Genomic DNA, 25,620 nt, shown 5'->3' on the forward strand with positions numbered 1-25,620 from the left:
GAAATTTTAGTTTAAAGAGGTGCGTTGGCTTTAGCATAACGCACCATAATCAAGTTATTGTATTTAGCAGCGTGAACAGCATTGTAATTAATTTGATGCAAATACTGCTAAATCAGTTTCAGGGTCAAAAAAGTGAATTTTATCTGGAATTAGCGATAACCATAATTGATCGCCAACACTGACTAATCTTTCGGATGGTACTCGTACTTGTAAATAATCACCTGTGTTAGTCGTGGGAGATTCAGTAAGCCTGACGCTGAGAAAACTATCGTTACCGAGATTTTCTACTAAATCTACTTGCACAGGGAGATTTTTTGTGGCGGGTACGCTGACATTAAAATGTTCTGGACGGACACCTAAAATTAGAGTTTGTCCATCATATTTTTGCAAAGCTGTGCCCCAAATTTCTGGTAAAGTCAATCGAAATTGGGAATGGGTAATTAATAAGGGAGCCTGAAATTTCACAGGAATAAAATTCATTGGTGGTGAACCAATAAATTCGGCAACAAAGCGATTAGCTGGGCGATTATAAAGTTCTAAGGGAGAAGCTACTTGCTGAATTTGTCCTTGATTCATAATCGCAATGCGATCGCCCATCGTCATCGCTTCTGTTTGATCGTGGGTAACGTAAATTGTGGTTGTCCCTAACTGGCGCTGTAATTTAACAATTTGCGCGCGGGTTTCTGCACGGAGTTTCGCATCTAAATTAGATAGCGGCTCATCCATTAAAAATACTTGAGGATTGCGAGCGATCGCTCTTCCTAATGCAACTCGCTGTCTTTGTCCCCCAGATAGCTGTTTTGGTAAGCGATTCAGCAAGGTTTCAATTTGCAACAATTGAGCCACATTCCGCACCTTGTGATCTACTTCCCGTTCTTTTTCAGAAATATAACGCAGTCCCTTCGGTAACTTGCGCGTCATTCCCACAAACAGGTGTTCCAACCAAGGGGGAAGGTGAGGAGATGAGGATATATTTTCTCCCCCTGCTCCCTGCTCCCTGCTCCCCTGCTTGTTCCCCCTGCTCCCTGCTCCCTGCTCCCCTGCTTCAACTCGGCGACGGAGTCCAAAGGCGATGTTATCGTACACCGACATATGGGGATAAAGGGCGTAATTTTGAAACACCATTGCAATGTCTCGTTCTTTGGGTGGTAAATCGTTTACCAAGCGATCGCCTACCCAAATATTGCCGCCAGTCATCATTTCTAAGCCAGCAATTAACCGCAGTAAGGTACTTTTACCACAACCAGAAGGCCCCACAAGTACCATAAATTCCCCATCTGCGATCGTCAGGTTAATGCGCCGCAAAACGCTGATATTTTCTGGACGTTCTGGCTGTGCATCGCTTTTCTTGCCAGAATCTAAAGCCAATGGGGGTGGCGAGGCGAGACCTTCCCCTTTGCGAGGGGGAAAACTTTTATAAATGTTTTCTAAAATAACTTGAGACACGAGTATTAATGATTCTCATTGGTTATGAGTCATTAGTTATTAAGCAAGACAAATAACAAATGACAACAGACAAAGACAGTTAGCCCTGATTTTACACATTCCATCTGAATACGAAAAGTTAAAAAACTGCCTTTCCGCCTCAAAAGGAAACTAACCTTGATTTTATGGCTTTCTGAAGGTCAGATTATGACTAACTCTGTATCCGAAAATCCTGCTCCAGAGCCAACGCTTAATCCTGTTCATGACATTGTAGACGTAAAAACCACCGATTGTTGCATTGTTGGTGGTGGCCCGGCTGGGGCTGTGTTGGCTCTGTTGTTAGCACGGCAAGGCATTCCTGTAATGCTATTAGAAGCACACAAAGATTTCGATCGCGACTTTCGGGGTGATACGATTCACCCGTCAGTCATGGAAATTATGGAGGAATTGGGGTTAAGCGATCGCTTGCTGCAATTACCCCATACGAAAATTCGCCAACTTCAGATTCAAACTGCCCAAGATAGCGTTACTTTGGCAGATTTTAGCCACCTGAAAACTAATTATCCTTACATTACAATGCTTCCCCAAGTGAAATTCTTAGAATTCATCATCCAAGAAGCGCAGAAATATCCTAATTTTCAGTTATTCATGGGAGCAAATGTCCAAGAATTAATTGTAGAAGATGGGTTAATTCAGGGTGTATGCTATCGTGGCGGCGGTGGTTGGCATGAAATTCGAGCGAAACTTACTGTTGGTGCAGATGGTCGCCATTCTAAACTAAGACAACTGGGTGAATTTGAATCAATAGAAACTTCTCCACCAATGGATGTCCTTTGGTTCCGTCTACCCCGCAAACCAGAAGACGCAGAAGGAGGTATGGGGCGAATTTCCCAAGGACATATTCTCGTGATGCTGGATCGGGGTGAAGAATGGCAGATTGCTTATGTAATTCCCAAAGACGGTTATCAAAAACTACGTGCTGCTGGCTTAGAGGAATTAAAAAAATCTGTTGTGGAAGTTGTACCAGAGTTAGGCGATCGCATTTCCAATTTACATGATTGGTCACAAGTAGCTTTTCTTTCTGTAGAATCCAGCCGCGTCAAGCGCTGGTATCGTCAAGGATTGCTACTGATTGGTGATGCGGCTCATGTTATGTCTCCCGTAGGCGGCGTTGGGATTAACTACGCCATTCAAGATGCTGTCGTTACAGCCAATGCGATTAGTAAACCCCTAAAAAATCAGAATTTAAGCATTCAAGACTTAGCAAAAGTACAGCGTCAGAGAGAATTACCCACAAGAATCATTCAAGGATTTCAAACCTTGATCCAAAAACAGATATTTGCCCGCATTCTCACCTCCGATCAAACCTTCCAACCACCAGCTTTTCTGCGCTTACCTATCTTGCGTGACTTCCCAGCACGTTTCATCGGCTTAGGGGTTTTCCCTGTTCATGTAAATATATAGGGGATGGGGCATTGGGCATTGGGCATGGGGCATAGAGGATTGGTGAAGAGAGAATAGTTAAGTGATGGGCGGGAAATTTTGGTTTCAAAGGTGCAACTTTCAGGCTTAAAGGTGCAACTTTCCGGTTCAAAGGCGCAACTTTCAAGCATAAAGGTGCAACTTTCAGGCTTAAAGCCTCAACTTCCAGGCTCAAAAGCTCAACTTTCAGGCTCAAAAGCTCAACTTCCAGGCTTAAAGCCTCAACGTCCAGGCTCAAAGGCTCAACTTCCAGGCTCAAAGGCTCAACTTCCAGGCTTAAAGGCTCAACTTCCAGGCTTAAAGCCTCAATTTCCAGGCTCAAAGGCTCAACTTCCAGGCTTAAAGCCTCAACTTCCAGGCTCAAAGGCTCAACTTCCAGGCTTAAAGCCTCAACTTCCAGGCTTAAAGCCTCAAAGTACATTCTCTTTTCACCAAAAATTGCGTCCTGCTTCTGTTGTCCCGTGATAATTTCTGTGTGAAACCACAGATAGGATGGTACAATTATACTACTCAGTTGTAGAATCAATGCTTGCCTAAGTCAAGCGAAGGTTGCGAAAGCATCCATCGCTTGGCTTTTATGCTAAAACTGACTGAAAATGAAGAATGTCTGTCAAAAATGCAAAAGTTAAAAAGATATATAGAGTAGGTTGGTGTTTTGAAAACAAAATATGTAAGATTTTTTGAGGAAAAAGGGTAAGGGTGAAGGGGTAAGGGTTGTTTCCCTGTTCTCATTACTCTTTTCCCCTCCAGATATAGTTCTGTTTATTTGTCATCATCTACTTAATCAGTAGAGCTACATAATTAAAACCCTACTTTCTAACTAGCAAGTTTAATTATCAGGAGGATTTTCATGAATAGCTGTGTTTTGATGGCGGAAATTATTCAAGAACCGCAACTACGCTATACACCAGATAAATTAGCAGTCACAGAAATGCTGGTGCAGTTTCCTAATTCTCAGCGTCCAGAAGATGCGCCAGCAACTTTAAAAGTTGTGGGGTGGGGGAATTTAGCCTCAGAAATTCAGCAAAACTATCATCAAGGCGATCGCGTCATTTTGGTAGGAAGATTGGGGATGAACACTGTTGATCGCCAAGAAGGTTTTAAGGAAAAACGGGCTGAATTGACTGTACAGCAAATCCAAAATGTTGGCGGTAGTTTCAATCTCAGTTCACCACCAGTAGTCACAGAAACTTACTCACCACCAGCCGCCGCACCTGTCGCCCCGACTCCTCAACCAGCAGCTACTTATGATGCACCCCGCCCAGTACCAGCCCCAGCTACTACTACAGCTAACGTTGCGCCCAGAGTGAAGAACCCCGAACCCATACCCCAACCTGCGAATTTTGAACGCACTACTTATCCCCCAGTCGAAGAACCGAATATCGATGATATTCCCTTCTAAGGAACTTGTAACTCAACAAATATACTATCGCTTTCTTGGCAGGGGGGCAGGGAGCAGGGAGCAGGGGAGATAAAGAAAACTATCATCTAAAATAAATTGGATAATTTATTTCTGCCAGTCCCTAAGCAACAGCGCGGTAAAGTTCACAATAAATAACGGATGTCAGGAATGAGTGATTTGTGACAAACAAAACTCAAATATCCCCGACATCCGTTATATTTTATTTATTCTCTTTTGTTATTACCTATAAGCTATCACTAAAAACTTAGAATTTAGAACTCTTGTACAGACGCGATTAATCGCGTCTCTCCAATTCAAAACCCTTGTACAGACGCGATTAATCGCGTCTCTCCAACTCACCACTCAAAATCGCTGTTAAACTCCAAATAACTATTAGTAAAAATTTTTAACTAAACTCCTATGAGAGAAACTATTCTAGAGGTTCGCAATCTCCAAGTTGAATTTTCCAGTGATGGCAATACCCTCAAAGCCGTTGATGGGATTTCATTTCAACTCCATCGGGGCGAAACTTTAGGAATAGTGGGAGAATCGGGGAGTGGTAAATCAGTCACATCCCTCGCAGTCATGGGTTTGTTGCAAAGTCCCGGTAGAGTGACTGGCGGGGAAATTTGGTTTACTCATCAAGAAAATAACCCACCCATAAACTTAGCAGAGTTACCGCCCGAGCAAATGCAGCTATACCGAGGCGGCGACATCGCCATGATTTTCCAAGAACCCATGAGTTCGCTCAACCCAGTGTATAACATTGGGTTTCAGCTAACAGAAGCGATTATGCGACATCAAGAGGTTTCACCATCACAAGCCCGACAAATTGCGATCGCAGGTTTGCAAGAAGTCAAACTCCTCCCCAGCGATGAACAAATAGCACAGCAATATCTTGATACTTGGAGTCAAACTAACTCCAAATCACCGAAACCCGAAGGGCAAAAACTGGCAGATTTGGTGAAGCAGCATAAAGAATCGATGCTAGAACGCTACCCTCACGAACTTTCTGGGGGACAGTTACAACGGGTGATGATTGCAATGGCAATTTCTTGTAACCCATTATTATTGATTGCTGACGAACCAACTACAGCTTTAGATGTGACGGTACAAGCAACAATTCTGGAATTGATGCGAGAATTGCAGCAACGTCGCGACATGGCAATGATTTTTATTACCCATGATTTGGGATTAATTGCGGAAATTGCCGATCAAGTAGCGGTGATGTACAGAGGGAAAATAGTTGAATATAATACAGCCACAGAAATTTTTAGTAATCCGCAACATCCATATACTAAAGGTTTAGTTGCTTGCCGCCCCACACTTACCCGCCATCCGCAAAAACTCCTGACTGTTTCCGATTACATGAGTGTGGAAGATAGTCCCACAGGTCAATTAGTAATTCAGGCGAAAGCACCTTCACCACCACCAGAAGTTACCAGCGAAGAAATAGTTAAAAGATTGGCAGACCTCGATAAAAAGCAACCATTATTAGAAGTTCGCAACCTTAAGGTTGGCTTTCCTGTGAAAGGCTTGCTGGGCGGCATTAAACGCTACACTATGGCCGTAAATAACGTTTCCTTTGAAGTAAAACCAGGGGAAACAGTGGGATTAGTAGGCGAATCTGGTTGCGGTAAAACCACTCTGGGCAGAACATTACTGCGTTTAATTGAACCGATGAGTGGTCAAATCATGTTTGAGGGACAAGATATTACCACCCTCAAAGGCGAACCATTGCAAAAACTCCGCCGAGAAATGCAAATAGTCTTCCAAAATCCCTTTAGTTCCCTTGATCCGAGAATGAAAGTTGGAGAAGCGATCGCAGAACCGTTGGTAATTCATTATGTAGGGAAGACAAAGCGACAACGCCAAGAACGTGTAGTTGAACTTTTAGAACGGGTAGGATTAGGTGCAGATGCAATCAACCGTTATCCTCACCAGTTTTCTGGAGGTCAACGTCAGAGAATTTGTATTGCCCGTTCTTTGGCGTTAAATCCCAAGTTTATTATTTGTGATGAATCAGTATCTGCACTAGATGTCTCTGTACAAGCCCAAGTATTGAATCTGCTGAAAGAATTGCAAGAAGATTTTCAACTAACTTACATCTTCATTTCCCACGACTTAAGCGTAGTGAAATTTATGAGCGATCGCATTTTAGTCATGAATCGCGGTCAAATTGTCGAACAAGGTACAGCCCAAAGCATCTACCTCGAACCCAAAGAAGAATATACGCAAAACTTAATTGCTGCAATTCCCACAGGTAGCCCCGAACGCAGACAAAATCGCCTACGAGCATCTTAAGCAAAAATAATAGTTTAGGGTCAATAGTCCAAACAGTTTTTGACAACAAAACCAAAAAACTAGTTACTCAATAAAAAACTCAACAATAATTTTGGAGGGGGTTTGGGGGACGCAACCGTCACCCAATCGGGGGTTTGGGGGAGAATCCCCCAATTGAGCTAGCTTTTTACACAACTGACAAATCAATCACTAATGAACTTATCTGAACTGTATTGACATATAGCCAACACAGAAGACCTTTTTTTGTAGCCTGAATAAAAGCTTCAAAATCACTCCCTGGTGTCCATTGGATAGTGCCATCTCGTTCTAAACATCTCTCGTAATAGCTAAAATAAAAGCGCCAGTGAATACGGTGTAAAAGCTGGCGCTGGTGTTATCGGTATTTGTGGAAGCATAATCTTATGCCATGTGTTGATGATGCGCTAGTATGGCAAGCCCCCTTACGGGTTTAACCCCTAGCAGAACTTGCGCTGATTAGCGATGAAACAGCACGAATTTATACACATTAACTACATTAAAAATCTTGAATAAGGTAATTCGTAATTAATAATTCGTAACATCCTGTGGCAATATTGCTCGGTTAAGGATTTTCAACTTTTAATTTTGTTTGGGGAAAAGGTGAAAGGGTAAGGGTTAAAGGTTTTTTCTTGCCTCTTTTCCCCTTCCCCTTTTGCCCTTAACCAACAAGTATTGCATCCTGTGGGTTCGCCTTGAAGCTGTCTCATTGAGAGTAGCTGCTACGCGTCTACGTAATTAAACACAGTTATAGATGTGGTCAAAATTTTCTGTCTGAAAAAAGAGTGATTTTTTGCAGTTACGTGTAGAAAAGGCGCAATCAACAGCGACAATTACCAATTACCAATTACCAATTACCAATTAATCTTTCCTTATTGCAATCCCACCCAAATATTCCCTTCTTCTACACGAGTAGGAAATACAGGTACTGATTTTTCTTTAGAAACCATACCCATCAACTTGTTAATACCGGGGGGAAAGGTAATCCATTCAGTAGGATTGCCAGTGGCAAGGTCAAAAGCACTACGGTGAAATGGACAGACGATCGCTCCATCATCTGTGATTTTACCCTTCTTCAAAGGTAGCTTCATGTGGGGGCAGGAATTTTCTAGGGCGTAGATTTGGTTATTGTGGTGAACTAATAAGATATTGCGTTGTTCTACTTTTACCACTTTGCGATCGTTAAGTGGCAGTTCATTTTCGGGAAGAACCTTAATCCAGTTCATAAATACCTCGATACCTCGCTGAACATCATCTACAGGGGCGCTGCTTGATGGAAGACTTTGAAATATTCTGCTCTTTTAGCCATCAACAAGCTGATTAACTACAATCATTTCACAAGTGTGTAGCTCTAGTTCTCAACTCAGACAATGTTTATAACTGTTTAGCCGCACACAGAGAACAAACCTGCCAACGCTGAAGTTCTCCAGGTGGGGTAGGACATTGACATTGAGGACAAAGCGGTAAACCATGCGATCGCATTTGCATAACTTTTGCCCAATGCCCAAAAGCCGCATTTGGATTAGTAGTATGAGGCTGGGTATCTTTCACAGAAGTAATTTCATCACCTAAATAACTGGGATGTTCGCTTGGTAAAACTGTTGGTTGCGACTTCTCTGGTTCTGGAGATGATTGCCAACCAGCTGTAGAAAAGCGGATATCTACCAAAGGTGTTGGTAACTTTTCATTCAACTTCAAAATTAGTTTCTGACGTGAAAAAGTCAGGTTTTGCGCCCAAGCAGCGCTAGAAGTTGCCACCCGTAACACATCACGTTGAATCGATAATGGTCGAGTATGTGCAGCAACTACTGTACCAACCACCTCAGCCCAACATTGCAGCAAGCGTTGAAAAGGTTGTTCCTGCCACTGAGTTTGTTGTTCAAGACCACTTAAAATATCATTAACGGAGTTAAACGACATCTTAACTAAAGGTTTTTGGCGTAGCGTCTTTGATAGGAGAAGGCTGAAGTATTAAGTATAAACTGGTTGCAGCCGGAACTTGTGACAATAGCGATCGCCTATAACAAGAGCATAAAAATATTTTTTTCTACTATTAAATTCCCATCCTCTAGTATGCCGATTTATGGGCCAGATCAAATTAATTTTGCAGGTGTGAATGGCGATCGCTATTGGTTTTATGAGCCACATCCTTATACTGGGATAGCTCATATCGATGAACGTTTAAGCGGCTTTCCCGTAGCTGTGTTTTTACCACCACATCGCCCGCTACAGCAAACACCTCTGGTGATTGGTTTGCAGGGTATGAGTGCCCCTTATGGTTGGAATGCTTTTATTGTGCCTACACTAACGCAAATGGGTATTGCTGTAGCTTTATTTGATACCCCATTGGCTGGTGAACGCAGCTTAGTACGCACCTTCAGTGCTGCGATCCAAAATGAGATTCAGCCATTAATTGCTCAAAATATTTCCTTTGATACGGCGCTGCTTTTAAGTATATTTCGCACTACTGCCAGTAACATTGCCAGTATTCATAACTTTTGCGGCGATCGCTATCATCTCAGCGATCGCAGGCTGGCTTTGTTTGGGGTAAGTATGGGAGTTTTACTTTCAGCCTACGCTTTTACAGCGAAAGGTTTGGGGGACAGATTGTTGGGGGCTATTGGTCATGCCGATCTGCAATCTTTTGCTAACAGTTGGGGCTATTGGTTATTGCCTGATTTAGCCGCCTCCCCTTTGGGTGGATTCGCCGAAAGGCTGTTAACCAGAGTACAGCCTGAGTTAACACCTGTAGTTAAGCTTTTACAATTAGCCAAAAATCTTAAATATCATGATGAATATGCTTGGGAATGCAACCCCATGAATTATGTTGAGCAAGTCAAGCTACCGCGTCGGGTTCGCTTTTTAGTTGGTGCTAACGATCCCATTGTTCGGATTCGAGATACTCGTGCTTGTGCTGAGAAATTCCCCGATGGTGCTTGTTATGTTGTCCCAGGAATGGGGCATGGTACTAGACAATGGGGTTCAGCATTTGTTGACCATGTCCGTTATTTTTTAACTACTCAACTAGGTGACTGGCAAAGTTAAAAATATCAGAATTAGCTGAGAAAGGGAAAAAGTAACGAGAAAAAGCACAACCTTTACCCTTTCACCTTTCCCCTTTTCCCTAAAAAATTTGACATAGTTTGGTATGACAGAAAAATCCCAACAGCCATTAATTATTGCGGCAGAATTTGCGATCGCCATCATGTTCAGGATACTGCCAAGAATAAGCAAAATGGCTCACTCCCTTGATTTGGGGGGCAAATTGTCGGAGTGCTTGCATCTGTACTTCCAACGATGGACGATTACTAATTGACTCTCCCCATTTACCTGCTAAGGCGGGAATGATTTGTGTACCCGGTTTTGCCATACTCACAACCCGTTGTACTTGGGAGACAATACAACTGACATCACCACAGTTGGCATAAGCCATAGGATGCCATTGCATAGTACTAGGGAAACGATCCCAAGGCTGTAAACGCGAATCATAGCCTTGGCCTAAAGTTTGGTTACCTTCAGGGAAAAACACCACTCCAGAGGGAATACCTTGTTCCTGTGCTGGATGACTGGCTAAGGCGACAAAATCTAGAATACCTTGCATGGCGTGGGCAACAGCTAGCTGCCACAAATCCCATTGCAACAGCGGTTGTTTGTCGATGGGATTGATAATTGATTTTTGCGCTGCGGATAAAGTTCGACCTTGCCATAAAGGTTCTTGTTCTTGCGGATAAAGCTGATCGACCTCTGCAATATCTGCTGCCGTAATATATCCTTTACTCAAAAAACGGCGAATTAAGTCTAAACCTTTATTATTCTGGGCACGACGAAATAAAGCTTCTTGGGTAGCAGTAGTAAATAACCATAAATCTGTCACTTTAGTGGCGATAGAATCACTGCCAGCTTGTCGTGGATAGCGTACATAATCAAATAGCAATCCATCTGGACGACGGCGCACTATTTCTTGCACCATTTGGTAATAGTCGCGTTTTGCCTGTAGGTTATAGGGGTCAATAAATACTTGAGTGCCGTTATCAACAACATATAAGCTAGTTTGACCTTTGCCATTACGCGCGATCGCCCCTTCTCTGTCTGGACGACGGGCGTAGCTATAGCCAAAGTTGACAGTATACATCCAGGCGTAAACCTTTAAACCTCGCTGTCGTGCTTTGTTAATAGCAGTTGTTAGTAGATCTACTTTTTGTGAACCTGGAGTGCTGATCACAGAAGGCCAAATTGTCGGATTAGAAGCTGCTGGTAACAGTACCCGGCCATCATAAAAAACTTCTAAATTCACTTGGTTATAGCCAAGGTTGACAATTCTATCCATAGTTTTGTCAAGTATTCCCGGCTGCATATCACAGGGATACAAACGCAACCAAACTGCTTGAATTTGCGGCCAAGTACGATTACGGCAATCCTGTAATTCCTTCGCCTGTTGTTTTAACAGCTGCTGGTAGCGCTTTTGGGCATCTAGATTTCCTCTAAGTGCTAAAATACGTAAATTTTCTTTTGATTGTGCTGCTGTAGGTGATAGATGGCAATATTCTCCCAGTTGCGCCTGCGCTGGCTGAATACCAAAGTTAGGAATTAACAAACTACTACTAAAAACTGCAGCTAACAGGCGGCGAAAAAACAAGGTTGACTGGGTGACTTTCACGGGAAGGTTGGACATACTTCAAGGTAGCAAAGCAAAACGGTAGACTTCTTATATAAGTTGGACAAAGATAAAGGTAAAGTCACTGATCAAAGAAATGAAATTATTCATTCTCCAATAATTGTTTCTCTAACTCTTGGTAAAGCAACTCGTATAAGCGGAATAATCATTAACCCCAAGGGGTAATCTCTGGCTTACATAGATAAAAATCTATGGAAAAAAATAGGGGTTTTGAAGCCTAATTGTGAAAGACTCCCAAACCCCTATTTCAGTTGCCGAATTTTGTTATGCGAGTAAATCAAATTTGTTTGAAAAACTCTGCTAAGAATAATTTTGTGTTAGCAAATTTTTGCAAAATGCAAAAGCGATTTACCTGATTCAACTAAACTTAACAAAGCCGCCAAGAGTCTCAATTGATAGAGAACTCTTGACTCTGCTTGTCAGGATGTTAAGCACCACGTTTTAGCGCTGCTTCTACCTGATTAAACTCTTGTTCTAGACGGTCTTTGAGCTTTTGTGGCACGGGGCGATTTGGGTAAGAGCTATAATGTCCAGCTAAGGAGTTTAAAGCTGTTCGCATCGTGGTAAAAGAACTCAAAGTAGAGACAGAGTTAGACCGTTGGTAACGAGCTGAAAAATCGTTTATTTTTTGACGCGCTTCTGTTTGAACTGCTGCTTTATTTGGTGAGTCTTCTGATAACTCTAGGACATTTCTCAAAATCCCGACTACCGCTAAGGTGTCTTGACGATAATCTCCTGTTAAACTATCAGGACTAGAACAGCCCATTAAGCTGATGCTTACAACCAAAAGCAGAGCAAGCAGACGCGACCAATAGCGCTTCATAAGCATTAAGTAAAACAACTCATAAATCAACGTCAATACTATCTTGGATTGGTATCTTGGGGATCATGAGCAAGGCGGAAGGATGAACTCTGAACTCTAAAATTTTGCTCATAAATTCAGCATACTGGCTGATAAAGAGTATCTCTTTGTTGAAAAGGTCGTCCTAAAGAAGCGATCGCTTTTTGTAATGTTTCTACTTCCATACAGGTACCACCCACAGCACCTGCCATTGTGGTAATGTGTTCTTCCATCAATGTACCGCCGATATCGTTGCAACCAGCAACTAAGGCTGACATTGCACCAGGTAAACCCAGTTTTACCCAACTAGGTTGATGGTTGGGTATCCAATTTCCTAAGAAAATTCGTGCCACTGCACCCAGTAACAACGCATCCTGTAAAATTGGTTGATCGCGTCCTACACGGCGACGTAAAGGCTTGGGTGCTTCTTGCCCAACAAAAGGTAATAAAATAAACTCTGTGATTTTGGCAGGATAGCCGTTATCAATCGCAGTTTTTTGCAGCGATCGCAATTTTACTAAGTGTCCTATTTGCTGTTCTGCGCTTTCAATATGTCCAGAAAGCATCGTGCTTGTAGTGTGTAAGCCTAATTGATGTGCTGTACTCACAATTTCTAGCCAAGTAGCTGTATCAATCTTTTCTGGACAAAGTACTCGGCGTACTTCATCATCTAGCACCTCAGCCGCAGTTCCTGGCATTGAGCCTACACCAGCATCCCGCACAGCCGCAATCACATCAGCATAATTTAGCCCATCAACTCTAGCGATAAATTGCACTTCTTGAGGCGAGAAAGCGTGCAAATGTACATGGGGAAATTCCTGCTTGATGGTTTCTACTAACTTGAGATAATAAAGCAGAGATTGACCGTTAATTTTGGCTTGTGGGTTTAACCCTCCCTGCATACAGATTTCCGTTGCACCCCGCCGCACACCATCTGTAGCTTTTTCCAAAATTTGTGTCCAATCTAACCAGTAAGCACCATCATCACCATCATCCCGCCGGAATGCACAAAAACTACAGTGCTGCTCGCAGATGTTAGTAAAGTTAATATTGCGGTTAATTACGTAAGTGACTGTATCACCCGCTTGTAGACGGCGGAGTTGATCGGCTGTGTTGTGAATAGCTGCGATCGCTTCGGGATCTGTTTGTTTTAACAATACCACTCCCTCTGCAGGAGATATATCATCTCCGCTTAAGGCACGGTTGAGAATAGCTTCAAAAGTAGTTATTACCACATTAATCTCGAAAGTATTAGGAAACTTCTCTATTAATTTTGTCAGTAAAATCTTAATACTTACGATTAAATTATTTCCATACTCCTACTTGGGGAGAAAAACACCGACTGGAGGAAAATCACCTACTCGAATATAAGTTGTGTCTTTGACAATCATCTCTTGAGATTTTTCTTGTTTGCTTCTTTTTGTTTCCATAGTCATAATTGCACAAGGTATAAAATCTTTATAGGGAGATTGGTTACTGAGTTGAGCAGAAATATTAGTAACATTTATATGTTGCATTTTTACTGTTTGTTTCTTCGTATCCTGCCAAATTTCCCAGTAAGGATATTCCCACGGATCGTTACCTAATGACAAACCAATATTTGAGCAGCCTTTTGACTGTAAGAAATTAACTGCTCCAACATAAGGTTCTTGAAGATAAGGTCTATTGCTGAAATATTGCTCAATTCGGTTAGTCTGAAAAATATTATGGCTATCAATTATAGGTCTATATTTATTAAAAAATACCCAGGGGAATGATGATATTAATAGAATGCTTACTAAAAATAACGCCATTTTTTGCTTTTTGATTTGGGATAATATCACACCCACAAACGGAGCTAATAATACAAAAAATGGTAGATGCAAACGGCTATTCCATGCTTGCCATTTGACTAAATAGCAAAATAACAGAAATGTACTAACTACGCTTAGTAGATAACTGAATATATAATCACTCTTTTTATATTTTTTAGTAACTATATAAATAACTATACAAAATAATATTATGCATAAATGTAATAAATTACCAGCACTGTTTTCGTTTCCAGGAAAACCTAGAGTTGACCAACCTCCCGGAACAAAAAATGTTTTAGAAAAAGTTATGCGTGGATCGTTAACATCTACCCCGAGAAATATATGTATGATTTGAATTAATTTATTTGCTATACCATTCCATAAACCAATAGGTGTTCCTATATGCAAAGCCAAATTTCTTAATATGTTAGAAAATAATACATTAATACCAAATATTTCATTTTTATAGGTACCAGGTTCTCCTAATGGCGAGCCAAATAAATTGTAATTACGCAAATAATGAGGAAAGTTTAAACATAAAGCCAGACTACCTACTACTAGCCCAGACTGCCATACTTTAAAACGCAAATATTTTATTTCAGATATACCTAGCCAAATTAAAAATGGCAGTACGTAAAAGTAAGCCGTTCCTTTAGTTAAAATTGCTAATCCTACACTACTTCCAATTAGGCATAAATTAGTCCAGCTAGTTCTTGCTCTCTCTTGTATCGAATGCAGAACATAATAAGCAAGACAGACTAACCAAAATGACAAGACATAATCATTTTGAGTACTTGAGGCTTGTAATATTCCCATAGGAATTGTGGCACTAATCACAGCAGCAAAAATCTGACCTCTTAAGTCTGCGCTGAGTTGTTGTGCAATTAATGAGACTCCTATTGTGCAACCAAGCATACTAAACCATTGAACTAAGTTAGCACAGTAATCAGTACCACTTAAAATTTGAAAATGCAGAATAACAAACTCTGACCAAGGGTTCTGATATAGTTGTGGTGTGTAACTTGTGGGATAATGCTCAAAACTATTATTTTGTATCCAATGCACAACACGAGTCATGTGATAATCCATTGAATCCCAATTATTTGGGGGCGCAATAATAGCAATTAAACCAACAGTAAAGATAATACAAAATATACCAGACAATAATATTTTACTAAAAGACGATATTTTAAGATATTTTTTCACTTCAACATAAGTTTCAATATTTGGTCTTATATATTTTGCAGTTTTAATTGATGATAGATATTGATAAATTAATAACAAAATGTTTAATGATGACCATACAGTTACAAGACCTAAGAAGTTAAGTAAATGAAACTGGCTTAAAACTTCACTAATGATGGTGATTACAACTCCCCAAATAATAGAAGTTGACATAAATGATTTACGCCAAATTCCATGATGTTTGAGAGAGATATTAAAAACAATTAGCCAAAAGACTATAGGCAGAATGAAAAGCATATCATCATAATTTATTTTTTATAAAACTAACATTTGTTATAACCTGAAAGTTGGGGATATTTACCTAAATTAGTTAAAGAATACAACTTTTTTGAGAAAAGATGGTGAATTAATATTCCCAGTGTTATAGATGAGGAATAAAATTGAATTAATGCCAAAATGCTCTGTTTTTAATATTCTCTTGCACTAACTGGATTTTGCTCTCATGTCTCAAAGCCAAAATTATCCATTATTATCAGTACCAACTGGTAAACTACAAATCTCTGAATCACCTTCTAATAATGCAGATACAGATGGCGAAGCGATTTTTCTTTCTTTAGTAATTCCCACTTATAAAGAGCGTGACAATATCAAAAATGTTGTCAAAATCTTGAGTCAAGTACTAGATGAGTGCATTTCCGGACGCTATGAACTGATTGTGGTAGATGACGATAGCCCAGATCGTACTTGGGAAGTAGCACAATCTCTCATGGAAGAGTACCCACAGTTGCGCGTCATGCGACGACAACAGGAAAGAGGATTATCTTCAGCAGTAATTCGTGGTTGGCAGGCAGCAAGAGGAAATATACTAGGGGTAATTGACGGGGATTTACAACACCCACCAGAGGTATTGACGCAATTAGTTACTGAAATTGAGCAAGGAGCAGATTTAGCACTAGCTAGCCGTCATATAGAAGGAGGCGGTGTTAGTAGTTGGAGTATTGTCCGGCGTTTCTTGTCTCGTGGCGCTCAAGTTTTAGGATTGATTATCTTACCAAGTGTACTGGGCAGAGTTTCCGACCCCATGAGTGGTTATTTTATGGTGCGTCGAAATGCGATCGCAGGAGCAATACTTAACCCCGTAGGATATAAAATTCTTTTAGAGGTAATTGGGCGAGGAAGAGTTGGTGCAATTGCTGAAGTAGGCTATGTATTTTGCGAACGCAAAGAAGGCGAAAGCAAGGTGACATGGAAGCAATATGTCGATTACTTACACCACCTGCTCAAGTTGCGCCTATCCACAGGACATTTAGGAACAGTGAGCAAGTTTAGTCAAAACATGGGTTTCCCAATTGGTCGATTTCTCCGCTTTGGATTGGTAGGATTAAGTGGGGTTTTTGTGGATATGGCAGTACTTTATTTGCTCAGTGACCCTACAACCTTAGCCTTACCCCTAACTCGCAGTAAAATCATTGCTGGAGAAATTGCCATTTTCAATAACTTCTTGTGGAATGATGCTTGGACATTCGCTGATGTTTCTATGCAACAGCAGGAATGGCGACAACGGTTGAAGCGCTTTTTAAAATTTAATGTAATTTGTTTGGCTGGACTAGTGTTAAATGTATTGATTTTAAATCTAGTATTTAACTTCATCCTGCCTAACCGCTACATCGCCAACTTAATTGCGATCGCAGTCGCTACCATTTGGAACTTCTGGGTTAACTTGAAACTTAGCTGGCGAGTCACTGATGTGAAATAGGGCATTGGGCATGGGTAATATTGGAATGTTGATCGCTTTCAAGAAACAATATGCAGTTTAAATGCGTAACAGCTTACTGTATATAACTTTTTGGTAAACCCACAGGTGATAAACCTGCGATCGCCCGTAAGTTTTGACAACGAATCAATTCGTTAAAACTTAAGCCAGAACGCCCCTCAATTTTGGCGACTGTTTCAATTGCAGATAACAAATGTTCTGCAGCTTCGGATTCTGAGTAACCTCGCCGCCCAGCAATGCGAATTGCTGCTACATCAGCCTCTAACTCCAACTCTGGAGATTGGTTTGTACGCCAGATGCGAAAACCTGCGATCGCACTCAAGCCAACTGCGATCGCTACACCTACAACATCAGATTGTGTTGATTCAACTAATCCACCTACCAGCCCTGCGACAAGTACACCTTGATAAATACTGGGTTTGAACCACTTCACTCCCGTTAGCCAGCTAACGGTTTGCAACAATAACAAATCCCGTTGTGGCTTCCCCAGACGAAACCATAAGTCAAAATTAATATTGATAGGCCGTTCTTGATTCCAAGGGAGTGGAAAGGAAGCATCAATTACCTTCGCTTGTTGGGGTTTGCTGACGATTTTGGTCAGCATTCGTGCAGAAGCAGGCATTACATCTAATAAACGACGAATTTCGGTATTTGGCTCCATAAATTTAATAATTAGCCATGATATGCATAGTATTCAATTATGCAAAAAATTAACTTTTCGTGCTAACCTTTGATTTGTAATAGTTAATCATAATGAGACCCTCTGCACATTGTTATTTGTCAAAGAAACACAGTTATCAGAGTCATCAATCAAGTAAGTGTGTAGTGTAGCGGGATTCTATGGTACCCGTTGGCATAGAAGTTCAAAACCTGAAAATTTTGAATAACCATGAAAAATTAAATTTTAACTACATGGAAGCTTTTTCCCCCACCCCGCCTGAATGGACGAATAACGCAATTCACGCTTATCAGTTTTGCTGTCCAAACTGCAAGTCTAGTAGCCGAGAAGCATTACAAGTTTGGTTGAATCGGCGATCGCCTGTGATGACAGAAGACCATCGCCGCAAATGGCAGGAATTTTACAATTGTCATTGTGGTAATGCGTGGTGGGCTTGGAGTAGCGATCGCCCACCAACTGATTTGTCTAATCAAAAAGATATTAATCCTATATAGTCAAATAATTTTGGATTTTGGAATTCGTCTAGAAATCATCTGCAAATCAATGAGTAATTAGCAAATTGTCTAGTAAATAAAAACCCGCCTCAAGGCGGGATAATTTTGATGCGGATTAGGTTAATGGCAGTTTTAGCACTAAGCCGCAGAGGTGTTTATTTTGACTACAATGTTTTTCCTTCTCTGATTGGGTAGGAAAAATTCCCACCCAAAAGTTTACTGCTAATAGATTGGCAATCTTAGAATGAGAAAGTAGTACGTAGAGTACCTACGTAAATGGTGTTGTTATTGTCGTTGTTTTCGGGATTAAAGATCACCAACAAACCAGGGGTAACTTGAATATTGTCAGATACATTCAACTTGTATAGACCCTCTAGATGATAAGAGGTGCCAGATTCTGAAGCAATATTGTTGCCACCAGTTACTTTCGGTGGTTGACCGAAAATCACACCCAACACGTTACCTTTAGCACCAAAATCTCTCACACCCAAAGCAGCTGCCCAATACCAAATATCTGCACTTCTGTTAGCACCAGTTACAGCATCTGCAGTGGTATAACCACCCCAACCACTCAAAGCCAACTTAGGACTGGGTTGGAAGGTAGCTTGTATACCATAATGGTTAGCTTCAGTCCGCGCACCAGCGAAAGGATTATTAGCAAAAGCACTACCTGTAGCTTGAAACAGGTTGGGGGCTGATTGATAAGTGCGGGCATAGCTAAATCCAATGTTCAACGCTTTGCTTGGTTTGAAAGCTATCTGCCCAAAGAAGGTATTACTGCCATTAAATAAGCCACTACCATCAGCTGGATTGCTAGCATTAGTGCCTTGAGCGAAGTAAGCAGCACTCAATGTTAATGGGCCTTTAGGATTAACGTTAACAGTTATACCAGCACCATCACCAGCTTGGCGATAAATAGGACTGAAACGTCCATAGCGGGATAAAGCACCTTTCCCAGAACTAGCAAAATCAGGGTTGAAATTATTAACGTTCTCATTCAACTCACCACCAGAAGCATCGACTTTTAGCCGTACTGCATCCGTGAGATTAAATGCATAGTTAATTTTATCAATAGCAACGCTGTTGTTTTCATTGCCGTCATAGCCTAACCGAGTCATGTTAGTACCAGTGACAGTCTGATTAGATACAGTGTTGCGACCTTGCAACCGGATTTGCAACTGGTCTTTACCTGTAAAGCTGCTGTATAAATTCAACCTTACTCGGTCAGAAAAGGCAGTATTAGAATTTAAATTAGCACCGCCTACTCTGGTATCACCAAAAGGCTGAGAAACGCTGAAAATTGCTTCTCCAACCAGCTTGGTTGTTGTGGAAAATTGATTAGCTTCTAGTTCAGCAGTACGGGCTTCTAAAGAATCTACACGACCACGTAAGGTAGCTAATTCTGCAGAAAATTCTTCTTGTAAGCGCTGTAATGTAGCTAAGTCTTGTTTATTTACCAAGTCAGCAGTAGCTGTAGCAATCAACTCATTCACCCGATCCAAACAAGCATTCAAACCTGCGGCGAATTCATAACGAGTCAAAGCACGGTTACCGCGATAAGTGCCGTTAGGATAACCTGCTATACAGCCATAGCGCTCAACTAAGGATTGTAAAGCTTGGAATGCCCAATCTGTAGGTTGTACATCAGAAAACTGTGAAACTGATGTAACTTGACCCATAGAATCTTGGGACAGTTGAGCAACACCATTTACAGGTTCATTAACTTCTGCAGCCAAGGCACTGTTAGCAGCCACAAATGTAGCCGCCATCACTAATGGGCTAATCTTTAAAAGACCCCAGAATGCTTTTGTCATCATTTTACTTGCACTCACACCTAAAAACTAATTAGCTCCTAGTAAAGCTCCCTAAAATTTTTACTATTAGGGAATTTACTTAATTAATTCAGCATTGATTTTATCTAACCAAGCAGAATTATTTTACCTTATTCTCTCATAAATTGATTAGTGAATCGCAGAATTATTTGGCGTTTAGAGCGCAAAAGCTTTCCTTCTTCTTCAAATTGCTGTAGAAGTCGTGTTACAGTTACTCTTGTTGTATTTAGAACTTCTGCAATCTCTTGATGAGTCACATTAATATCAAGCAGTTTACCTTGTTCTACATCACAACCAAATTTTTCACTTAGCCATACTAAAAATTGCCACAAGCGCAGTGACATTGGTTTACGATGCACTATGCTTAATAACTCTTCTGCTTGTTGAATATGTGATAGTAACGCATCGATATCTTGGTACCAAATATGCGGTGGTACCACACTTACTTCAACACTAGTTAAAGATTCTATTTGATAAGGTTTAACTTTAGATAAAGGATAACCAACTATATCACCTGGTCCCCAATAACCCAGAGTAATAAATGTTCCGTCTTCACTCCAAGTTAAAGTCCGAACTGCCCCACGCTCTATGCGCCACAGCACCTCATTACGTGGTGGAATTACCTGCCGCCGAGCAAATAGCCTTTGGGGTAACTGTTCATTTATAGTAGAATTATTGGATGTAATAATAGAGTGTGGCACAGAACTTTTAGTATACATTCAGAAGGTGGTTTCGCTACAGTAAAATTGCTTATGATAGTTAGTAAACAAGCAATAGTTTAATTGTTGAGTAATTGGAATCATCAGTTGTTCAAAAATGTTTATATAAATGAGAATTTGCTAATAAAATTAAGGTTTCATGATTAAAAACAATTATTAGGTATTGATTTTTATTGATATATTTTTAAAGCATAACAACTTTAATACTACTGTTTTTTGGTTAGCGAAATTCATACATTACGCAAGTAATCTATTTGGTTAGCAAATTCAGAAGATAGATAAAAGTAAATAGATTTATTGTAGAGGGAACTAAAAATTAACACTTGCAGTTGATGCAGCAATATTGATAATAGATCAAAATTTATACATATTTTGAATGTATGAAGGTTGAGCTTGAGTTTTTATAGTTGCTGTTTTATAACAGTTTTATAGATGGCAATAAAAGTAATACTGAGTTATTTATGTAACTATTCACTACTATCTTTGCTTAACTCTAAGGTTACAAGTTTAAGAATAGGTAAGCTTTTAGTGAAATATATGTTAGCTAGCTAATTTTGATGATTTATTAGCCCCTCAACCTATAAATTCTAGGCTGCATCAAAAAAATTAGGGATTGGTAAGCAAGGAGAAGAACCAATCCCTAATGTGATGATTTTGTAGTTTTGATTAATAACGTTGACCCGTAACAATGTATGCTACTCGTTGACCAATGTTAGTGGCATGATCTGCCATGCGTTCTAGACAGCGAATTGCTAGAGCTAAAAGGACTATAGGTTCGACTACACCAGGAACATCCTTTTGGAAGGCTAAAGTGTTATAGAGGCGTTCATAGGCATTATCAACAGCATCATCTAAATGCTGGATACTTCTTCCACCTGCTTCATCTAAATCGGCTAAAGCTACCAAGCTAGTGGCTAACATAGCTTGAGCATGGTGAGACATGACTGCAATTTCTGGTAGAGAAGCATGAGGCGGATAAGGAAAAAGTTTAATGGCAATGTCAGCTAGATCTTCAGCATAATCCCCAATCCGCTCTAAATCTCGCACTAGCTGCATAAAAGCACTCAAGTGGCGCAAATCCTGTGCCGTCGGTGCTTGCAATGTCATGATTGCTGTACAATCTGACTCTATTTGTCTATAAAAGCGATCAATTTTTTTATCTAATTGAGGAAGTTCCTCTGCTGCTGTTAAATTGCGCGCAAATAACGCCTGGTGGCTCAGACGAAACGATTGTTCCACTAAAGCACCCATGCGTAATACATCACGCTCTAAGCGCCTAATAGCGCGTGCTAGCTGGGTTGGATCGGGATTGGGAGGATAAACGATAGCTTTCACACTTGTATTTTCAAACGTGAAGATATTTTTTTAACTATAGTCTTGGCTTGCCGTATTTGCCATCATCGCTGGGAAGTGTAGTTGTATCCACGCACCTCCTGTGTCTGGATGATTCATGGCTTTGATTGAACCACCGTGCGCGAGGATAATTTGTCGCACGATCGCTAAACCCAAACCACTACCAACGATCGCTGTTTTAGAATTACTTTCTTGGATGGGATCGCGAGCTCGTGATTGATCTCCCCGATAAAAACGCTCAAAAACATGGGGTAAATCTACTTCTGCAAAACCAACGCCGCAATCTATGATATTGATTGCTAAGGCTGTAGAAGAAGAATTTTTGGTGGGACTATCTTTAGCAGAGAGGATTTCGGCTTGAACTTCAATCGTTGTGCAAGGCGGACTGTATTTGATGCTGTTATCTAGCAAGTTGAGAAAAACTTGGTATATGCGCGAGCGATCTGCTTTAATCCAGAGGTTCTCTGCTCCGGAGTATTTAAGATGAAGATGCTGCTTTTGTGCTAATGGTTCTAAAGTTTCCCAAACAGATGTAATGAGCGATCGCACTTCTACAGCTTCCGGCTGCAATTGAATACTGGGATCTGTTTCCATTTGAGTCAGCTCTAGCCAACCTTGTACCAAGTTAATCAACCGATCAACTTCTTGCATCAAGCGGGTAATCCAACGATCTAAAGGTGGTTCTAAACGATTTTGTAAAGTTTCCACAACCAGACGAATCGAAGTCAGGGGTGTTCTGAGTTCGTGAGCTAAATCAGAAAAAGAACGATCTCTTACTTGATTCATATCCAGCAGAGGTTGGCGATTTTCTAGAAATACTCCCACTTGTCCCTTAGGTAAGGGAAAGCTCGATGCCCGTATAGCCAGAGACTTTATTTCTAACATTGCGGCTGGGTTCTCACAAGGGGGGTGAAACACCCACTCTTTTACCCTTGGTTGCTGGCAATCGCGAGTTTGCTCAATCAGGCGATCGAGTTCATAAGAACGTACTAACTCAAGTAACAAACGTATTTGTCCTGGTTGCCAACGCTCCAAATATAATATTTCTCTAGCCTGTTGATTGCACCACAGTAGTTGATTTTCTTCATCTACCTGCAAATATCCCAATGGTGCAAAATCCAGCAATTCTTGATAAGTTTCTAGGGATTGCTGTAAATCTTGCCGTTCCTCCTTCACCATTGTAATTTCCTGGCGTAAGCGAGGAATTAAAGGCAGCTCTACTTTGGAATAAGGAGAATTGAAAGGTTTAACTACTCGCTCTAAATAGCGGTTCAGTTGAACCTGTTGCCAAATCCAAAATCCAATCCCTACCGCTAAACCCAGAGAAAATCCCAATAAAAACATTTAAGTCATTAGTTGCTTGATCACAACTAAAAACTAACAACTATCGTGAGCAATTATCCAAATCTATAGCCAAAACCTCTGACAGTCACAATGTATTCAGGACGACTGGGATCTAATTCTAATTTTTCCCGTAACCATCGAATGTGGACATCTACAGTCTTACTATCGCCTACAAAATCTGGCCCCCAAACCTGATCTAGCAACTGTTCACGCGACCATACCCGACGAGCATAGCTCATAAACAGTTCTAGGAGACGAAACTCTTTTGGTGATAGGCTCACCTCTTGACCACGAACCAGTACGCGACACTCTTGCGGATTTAAACTCACATCCTTGTACTTAAGTATCGGTATTTGCGGCAAAGTACTGAAGCGTTGACGACGAAGTAAAGCGCGACAACGAGCCACTAATTCCCGCATACTAAAGGGTTTGGTCAGATAGTCATCTGCTCCCACTTCTAAACCCAATACGCGGTCAGTTTCACTACCTTTGGCACTCAGCATCAAAATTGGCACTGGGTTACCTTGATGACGTAGCAAGCGGCAAATATCTAATCCGTTGATTTGGGGCAGCATCAAATCTAAAATTACCAAATCAAAGGAGAGTTCCCCAGAATTTGGTTCAAAATTCTTGATATATTCCACAGCCGATCGCCCATCAGTAGCAGTTACGACCTCATAGCCTTCACCCTCAAGTGCTACCAACAGCATTTCTCGGATTAATTCTTCATCTTCTACTACTAGAATGCGGCTTGTTTGCCCTATATCCGCTTTGGCAGGAAACTTGGTAGATTCGCTAGTGTACATTAGATATCACAAAATTTTTGTGTCTGTGCAGCTATCAAGATGATGATTGAATCAATTAATTATTAAGTTTCCGTGAATTTACACCCTAGACATTGCGCCCTAGTTTGTAAAACGTAACATAAATCACAGAAACTAACATATTATAAAGCACTGCGGCTACAAGCTGGCAAGAGTGTTTGCAGTAACTTGATATCTTGAAATTTTTGTATACCTGCATTTACTTCTTGACAATAGCAGCTTTTTTTAAGTACTATTATTTTTAGTACAAATATACTATAAACCCCCAAATTTTACCTTGAGATCATAAAGGCACTAATTACAGATGATCTCCGGTAGTTGTAAGTGTCTTTTGATTCTTGTTTCAGCATTTACACTGGGTGAAAAACCCTAATTTTTAGGCTACTCTGATGTCTGCATAGAGTAAGTCAGGGTATGGCTTGCTACACAAAAATTATTGCTTGTTTAAGGAGTTGGAGAATGACTACAGTTGCAGTCAAAGACAGCAAACAACAAATAGTGCAAGCATTTCAGCAAATCCTCGCTGAAAGGAAACAATTAGATTTAAAAATAGCTACGAAACAAGAAGAAGCTGAAAAGGTAAAAAACCAAGAAATTCTGGTAACTGCTTCTACATATACTGTTGATAGTATTGTTAAAGGTTTAGCAGATTTACAATTGGAGTTTGGCAGTATTGTTACTGCATTATCAGAAAAATTAGCGCAAGAAAATTCCAAATTAGATGAATTAAATAGAGCTATAGAAATTGCCACTCAGCAGTTAAAAGACTTACAGCAAATTAGAATTGTTGCTGATGCTTTAGATATTTTAACCCAAGAACATCAAGAGAAATTAAGAGTTCTTGAACAAGAAATTTCTAGTAAAAGAGAAGCACTAGAAAAAGAAATTACAATTAGACGTAAAGAGTGGCAGAAAGACCAAGCTGAATATGAAGAAGCAGTACAAGTATATACTGATTTAGTAGCTAAACAACGTGCATCAGAGACAGAAGAATATCAGTATAAGTTGGAAACAAACAGAAAACTGACTACTGATGCTTATGAAGATAAGAAGCGCAAACTAGAACGAGAAATTCAAGAAACTACTCAGCAGAAAGATAAAAATTGGGCCGAAAGGGAAAAAATTCTGACTGAACGTCAAGCTTTGTTTACAGAATATCAGCAAAAAGTTGTAGCATTTCCTAATGAGTTGGAAGAAGCAGTTAAGAAAGCTAGAGAAGAAGCCATTAAAGAAACTAGCCAAAAAGCTAAAGTGGAAGCCGATTTATTTGAAAAAGATTGGGAATCTAGCAAACAGAGTTACGAATTAAAAATCCAATCTTTAGAAGAGACTATTAAGAAACAAACTGAGCAAATAGAAGGAATTTCGGCTCAATTACAAACTGCATTAAAACAAGCGCAAGATTTGGCAATGAGAGCTTTTGATAGTTCCAATAGTAAATAGTCACTAATCTTCGGTTGTTAGCCATGAAAATTATCT

21 protein-coding genes are annotated in these 25,620 nt (G+C 40.5%); 7 read left to right on the forward strand and 14 right to left on the reverse strand.

Annotated elements, in window-relative coordinates; genetic code table 11:
- Nucleotides 1-87 precede the first annotated feature (87 nt).
- Entirely contained in the window at nt 88-1,446 is a 1,359-nt protein-coding gene (locus AACU25_RS02700; protein ID WP_096573800.1) for an ABC transporter ATP-binding protein, read from the reverse strand.
- Nucleotides 1,447-1,632: 186 nt separating this feature from the next.
- Between AACU25_RS02700 and AACU25_RS02705 the strand changes: the two genes are divergently transcribed.
- Nucleotides 1,633-2,889 carry an FAD-dependent oxidoreductase gene (locus AACU25_RS02705; RefSeq protein WP_096583443.1) on the forward strand — a complete coding sequence of 419 codons (1,257 nt, stop codon included), beginning with the start codon at nt 1,633-1,635 and terminating at the stop codon, nt 2,887-2,889.
- On the opposite strand, the gene AACU25_RS02710 is transcribed toward AACU25_RS02705, so the two are convergent.
- Entirely contained in the window at nt 2,849-3,433 is a 585-nt protein-coding gene (locus AACU25_RS02710; protein ID WP_190445561.1) for a hypothetical protein, read from the reverse strand. The two genes, AACU25_RS02705 and AACU25_RS02710, sit on opposite strands and share 41 nt — an antisense overlap.
- Before the next feature lie 324 nt (nt 3,434-3,757).
- Here AACU25_RS02710 and AACU25_RS02715 point away from each other — a divergent pair, with 324 nt between their 5' ends.
- Complete coding sequence (locus AACU25_RS02715; protein ID WP_096573801.1) at nt 3,758-4,309, forward strand: single-stranded DNA-binding protein; 552 nt, start codon at nt 3,758-3,760, stop codon at nt 4,307-4,309.
- 420 nt (nt 4,310-4,729) lie between these two features.
- Complete coding sequence (locus AACU25_RS02720; protein ID WP_096573802.1) at nt 4,730-6,613, forward strand: ABC transporter ATP-binding protein; 1,884 nt, start codon at nt 4,730-4,732, stop codon at nt 6,611-6,613.
- Between the two features lie 887 nt (nt 6,614-7,500).
- Here the strand turns inward: AACU25_RS02720 and AACU25_RS02725 are convergent.
- Together AACU25_RS02725 and AACU25_RS02730 are read right to left on the reverse strand one after the other, a co-directional pair.
- Nucleotides 7,501-7,854 (reverse strand): Rieske (2Fe-2S) protein, encoded by a 354-nt coding sequence (locus AACU25_RS02725; protein ID WP_096573803.1) that lies wholly within the window; start codon nt 7,852-7,854, stop codon nt 7,501-7,503.
- 148 nt (nt 7,855-8,002) lie between these two features.
- Nucleotides 8,003-8,548 (reverse strand): DciA family protein, encoded by a 546-nt coding sequence (locus AACU25_RS02730; protein WP_096573804.1) that lies wholly within the window; start codon nt 8,546-8,548, stop codon nt 8,003-8,005.
- A 153-nt stretch (nt 8,549-8,701) separates the two neighbouring features.
- Here AACU25_RS02730 and AACU25_RS02735 point away from each other — a divergent pair, with 153 nt between their 5' ends.
- Nucleotides 8,702-9,673: an alpha/beta fold hydrolase gene (locus AACU25_RS02735; protein ID WP_096573805.1), complete on the forward strand. Its 972-nt coding sequence runs from the start codon at nt 8,702-8,704 to the stop codon at nt 9,671-9,673.
- Nucleotides 9,674-9,800: 127 nt separating this feature from the next.
- Here the strand turns inward: AACU25_RS02735 and AACU25_RS02740 are convergent, their stop codons facing one another.
- From AACU25_RS02740 to AACU25_RS02755, 4 genes are all read right to left on the reverse strand, one after another.
- Nucleotides 9,801-11,300 carry a family 10 glycosylhydrolase gene (locus AACU25_RS02740; protein ID WP_096573806.1) on the reverse strand — a complete coding sequence of 500 codons (1,500 nt, stop codon included), beginning with the start codon at nt 11,298-11,300 and terminating at the stop codon, nt 9,801-9,803.
- A 430-nt stretch (nt 11,301-11,730) separates the two neighbouring features.
- Complete coding sequence (psb27, locus tag AACU25_RS02745) at nt 11,731-12,126, reverse strand: photosystem II protein Psb27 (protein ID WP_045869064.1); 396 nt, start codon at nt 12,124-12,126, stop codon at nt 11,731-11,733.
- Between the two features lie 116 nt (nt 12,127-12,242).
- Complete coding sequence (cofH, locus tag AACU25_RS02750) at nt 12,243-13,379, reverse strand: 7,8-didemethyl-8-hydroxy-5-deazariboflavin synthase subunit CofH (protein WP_096573807.1); 1,137 nt, start codon at nt 13,377-13,379, stop codon at nt 12,243-12,245.
- Between the two features lie 84 nt (nt 13,380-13,463).
- Entirely contained in the window at nt 13,464-15,335 is a 1,872-nt protein-coding gene (locus AACU25_RS02755) for an ArnT family glycosyltransferase (protein ID WP_321206892.1), read from the reverse strand.
- Nucleotides 15,336-15,624: 289 nt separating this feature from the next.
- Here AACU25_RS02755 and AACU25_RS02760 point away from each other — a divergent pair, with 289 nt between their 5' ends.
- Nucleotides 15,625-16,878 (forward strand): glycosyltransferase, encoded by a 1,254-nt coding sequence (locus AACU25_RS02760; protein WP_096573809.1) that lies wholly within the window; start codon nt 15,625-15,627, stop codon nt 16,876-16,878.
- Nucleotides 16,879-16,951: 73 nt separating this feature from the next.
- Here AACU25_RS02760 and AACU25_RS02765 read toward each other — a convergent pair whose 3' ends face one another.
- Entirely contained in the window at nt 16,952-17,557 is a 606-nt protein-coding gene (locus AACU25_RS02765) for a DUF3318 domain-containing protein (RefSeq protein WP_096573810.1), read from the reverse strand.
- 251 nt (nt 17,558-17,808) lie between these two features.
- On the opposite strand from AACU25_RS02765, the gene AACU25_RS02770 reads away from it, so the two are divergent.
- Complete coding sequence (locus tag AACU25_RS02770; protein WP_096583445.1) at nt 17,809-18,069, forward strand: hypothetical protein; 261 nt, start codon at nt 17,809-17,811, stop codon at nt 18,067-18,069.
- A gap of 239 nt (nt 18,070-18,308) precedes the next feature.
- Here the strand turns inward: AACU25_RS02770 and AACU25_RS02775 are convergent, their stop codons facing one another.
- The 5 genes from AACU25_RS02775 to AACU25_RS02795 all read right to left on the reverse strand — a co-directional run bounded on the left by AACU25_RS02775 (nt 18,309) and on the right by AACU25_RS02795 (nt 24,123).
- The gene (locus AACU25_RS02775; protein ID WP_096573811.1) at nt 18,309-19,883 is read right to left on the reverse strand and encodes an iron uptake porin; all 1,575 of its coding nucleotides are present in this window, start codon (nt 19,881-19,883) and stop codon (nt 18,309-18,311) included.
- A gap of 128 nt (nt 19,884-20,011) precedes the next feature.
- Complete coding sequence (locus AACU25_RS02780; protein ID WP_422641095.1) at nt 20,012-20,602, reverse strand: Crp/Fnr family transcriptional regulator; 591 nt, start codon at nt 20,600-20,602, stop codon at nt 20,012-20,014.
- A gap of 684 nt (nt 20,603-21,286) precedes the next feature.
- A complete protein-coding gene (gene phoU / locus AACU25_RS02785; RefSeq protein ID WP_096573813.1) occupies nt 21,287-21,955 on the reverse strand; it encodes a phosphate signaling complex protein PhoU in 669 nt (222 codons plus the stop codon).
- A gap of 30 nt (nt 21,956-21,985) precedes the next feature.
- Nucleotides 21,986-23,317, reverse strand: a complete 1,332-nt coding sequence (locus AACU25_RS02790; RefSeq protein ID WP_096573814.1) for a sensor histidine kinase — start codon at nt 23,315-23,317, stop codon at nt 21,986-21,988.
- Nucleotides 23,318-23,370: 53 nt separating this feature from the next.
- Nucleotides 23,371-24,123 (reverse strand): winged helix-turn-helix domain-containing protein, encoded by a 753-nt coding sequence (locus AACU25_RS02795; RefSeq protein ID WP_045869073.1) that lies wholly within the window; start codon nt 24,121-24,123, stop codon nt 23,371-23,373.
- A 477-nt stretch (nt 24,124-24,600) separates the two neighbouring features.
- Between AACU25_RS02795 and AACU25_RS02800 the strand changes: the two genes are divergently transcribed.
- Nucleotides 24,601-25,584, forward strand: a complete 984-nt coding sequence (locus AACU25_RS02800) for a coiled-coil domain-containing protein (RefSeq protein ID WP_096573815.1) — start codon at nt 24,601-24,603, stop codon at nt 25,582-25,584.
- Nucleotides 25,585-25,620 lie beyond the last annotated feature (36 nt).

Origin of the sequence: Tolypothrix tenuis PCC 7101 (assembly GCF_963874875.1) — a bacterium.
Taxonomy (GTDB): Bacteria; Cyanobacteriota; Cyanobacteriia; order Cyanobacteriales; family Nostocaceae; genus Aulosira; species Aulosira tenue.

What these genes read in the sequence shown, in the direction of transcription:
- AACU25_RS02705 (WP_096583443.1), top strand. Translation starts at nt 1,633, where the DNA reads ATGACTAACTCTGTATCCGAAAATCCTGCTCCAGAGCCAACGCTTAAT.
- AACU25_RS02715 (WP_096573801.1), top strand. Translation starts at nt 3,758, where the DNA reads ATGAATAGCTGTGTTTTGATGGCGGAAATTATTCAAGAACCGCAACTA.
- AACU25_RS02720 (WP_096573802.1), top strand. Translation starts at nt 4,730, where the DNA reads ATGAGAGAAACTATTCTAGAGGTTCGCAATCTCCAAGTTGAATTTTCC.
- AACU25_RS02725 (WP_096573803.1), bottom strand. Translation starts at nt 7,854, where the DNA reads ATGAACTGGATTAAGGTTCTTCCCGAAAATGAACTGCCACTTAACGAT.
- AACU25_RS02730 (WP_096573804.1), bottom strand. Translation starts at nt 8,548, where the DNA reads ATGTCGTTTAACTCCGTTAATGATATTTTAAGTGGTCTTGAACAACAA.
- AACU25_RS02735 (WP_096573805.1), top strand. Translation starts at nt 8,702, where the DNA reads ATGCCGATTTATGGGCCAGATCAAATTAATTTTGCAGGTGTGAATGGC.
- AACU25_RS02740 (WP_096573806.1), bottom strand. Translation starts at nt 11,300, where the DNA reads ATGTCCAACCTTCCCGTGAAAGTCACCCAGTCAACCTTGTTTTTTCGC.
- psb27 (WP_045869064.1), bottom strand. Translation starts at nt 12,126, where the DNA reads ATGAAGCGCTATTGGTCGCGTCTGCTTGCTCTGCTTTTGGTTGTAAGC.
- AACU25_RS02755 (WP_321206892.1), bottom strand. Translation starts at nt 15,335, where the DNA reads ATGTCAACTTCTATTATTTGGGGAGTTGTAATCACCATCATTAGTGAA.
- AACU25_RS02760 (WP_096573809.1), top strand. Translation starts at nt 15,625, where the DNA reads ATGTCTCAAAGCCAAAATTATCCATTATTATCAGTACCAACTGGTAAA.
- AACU25_RS02765 (WP_096573810.1), bottom strand. Translation starts at nt 17,557, where the DNA reads ATGGAGCCAAATACCGAAATTCGTCGTTTATTAGATGTAATGCCTGCT.
- AACU25_RS02770 (WP_096583445.1), top strand. Translation starts at nt 17,809, where the DNA reads ATGGAAGCTTTTTCCCCCACCCCGCCTGAATGGACGAATAACGCAATT.
- AACU25_RS02775 (WP_096573811.1), bottom strand. Translation starts at nt 19,883, where the DNA reads ATGACAAAAGCATTCTGGGGTCTTTTAAAGATTAGCCCATTAGTGATG.
- AACU25_RS02790 (WP_096573814.1), bottom strand. Translation starts at nt 23,317, where the DNA reads ATGTTTTTATTGGGATTTTCTCTGGGTTTAGCGGTAGGGATTGGATTT.
- AACU25_RS02795 (WP_045869073.1), bottom strand. Translation starts at nt 24,123, where the DNA reads ATGTACACTAGCGAATCTACCAAGTTTCCTGCCAAAGCGGATATAGGG.
- AACU25_RS02800 (WP_096573815.1), top strand. Translation starts at nt 24,601, where the DNA reads ATGACTACAGTTGCAGTCAAAGACAGCAAACAACAAATAGTGCAAGCA.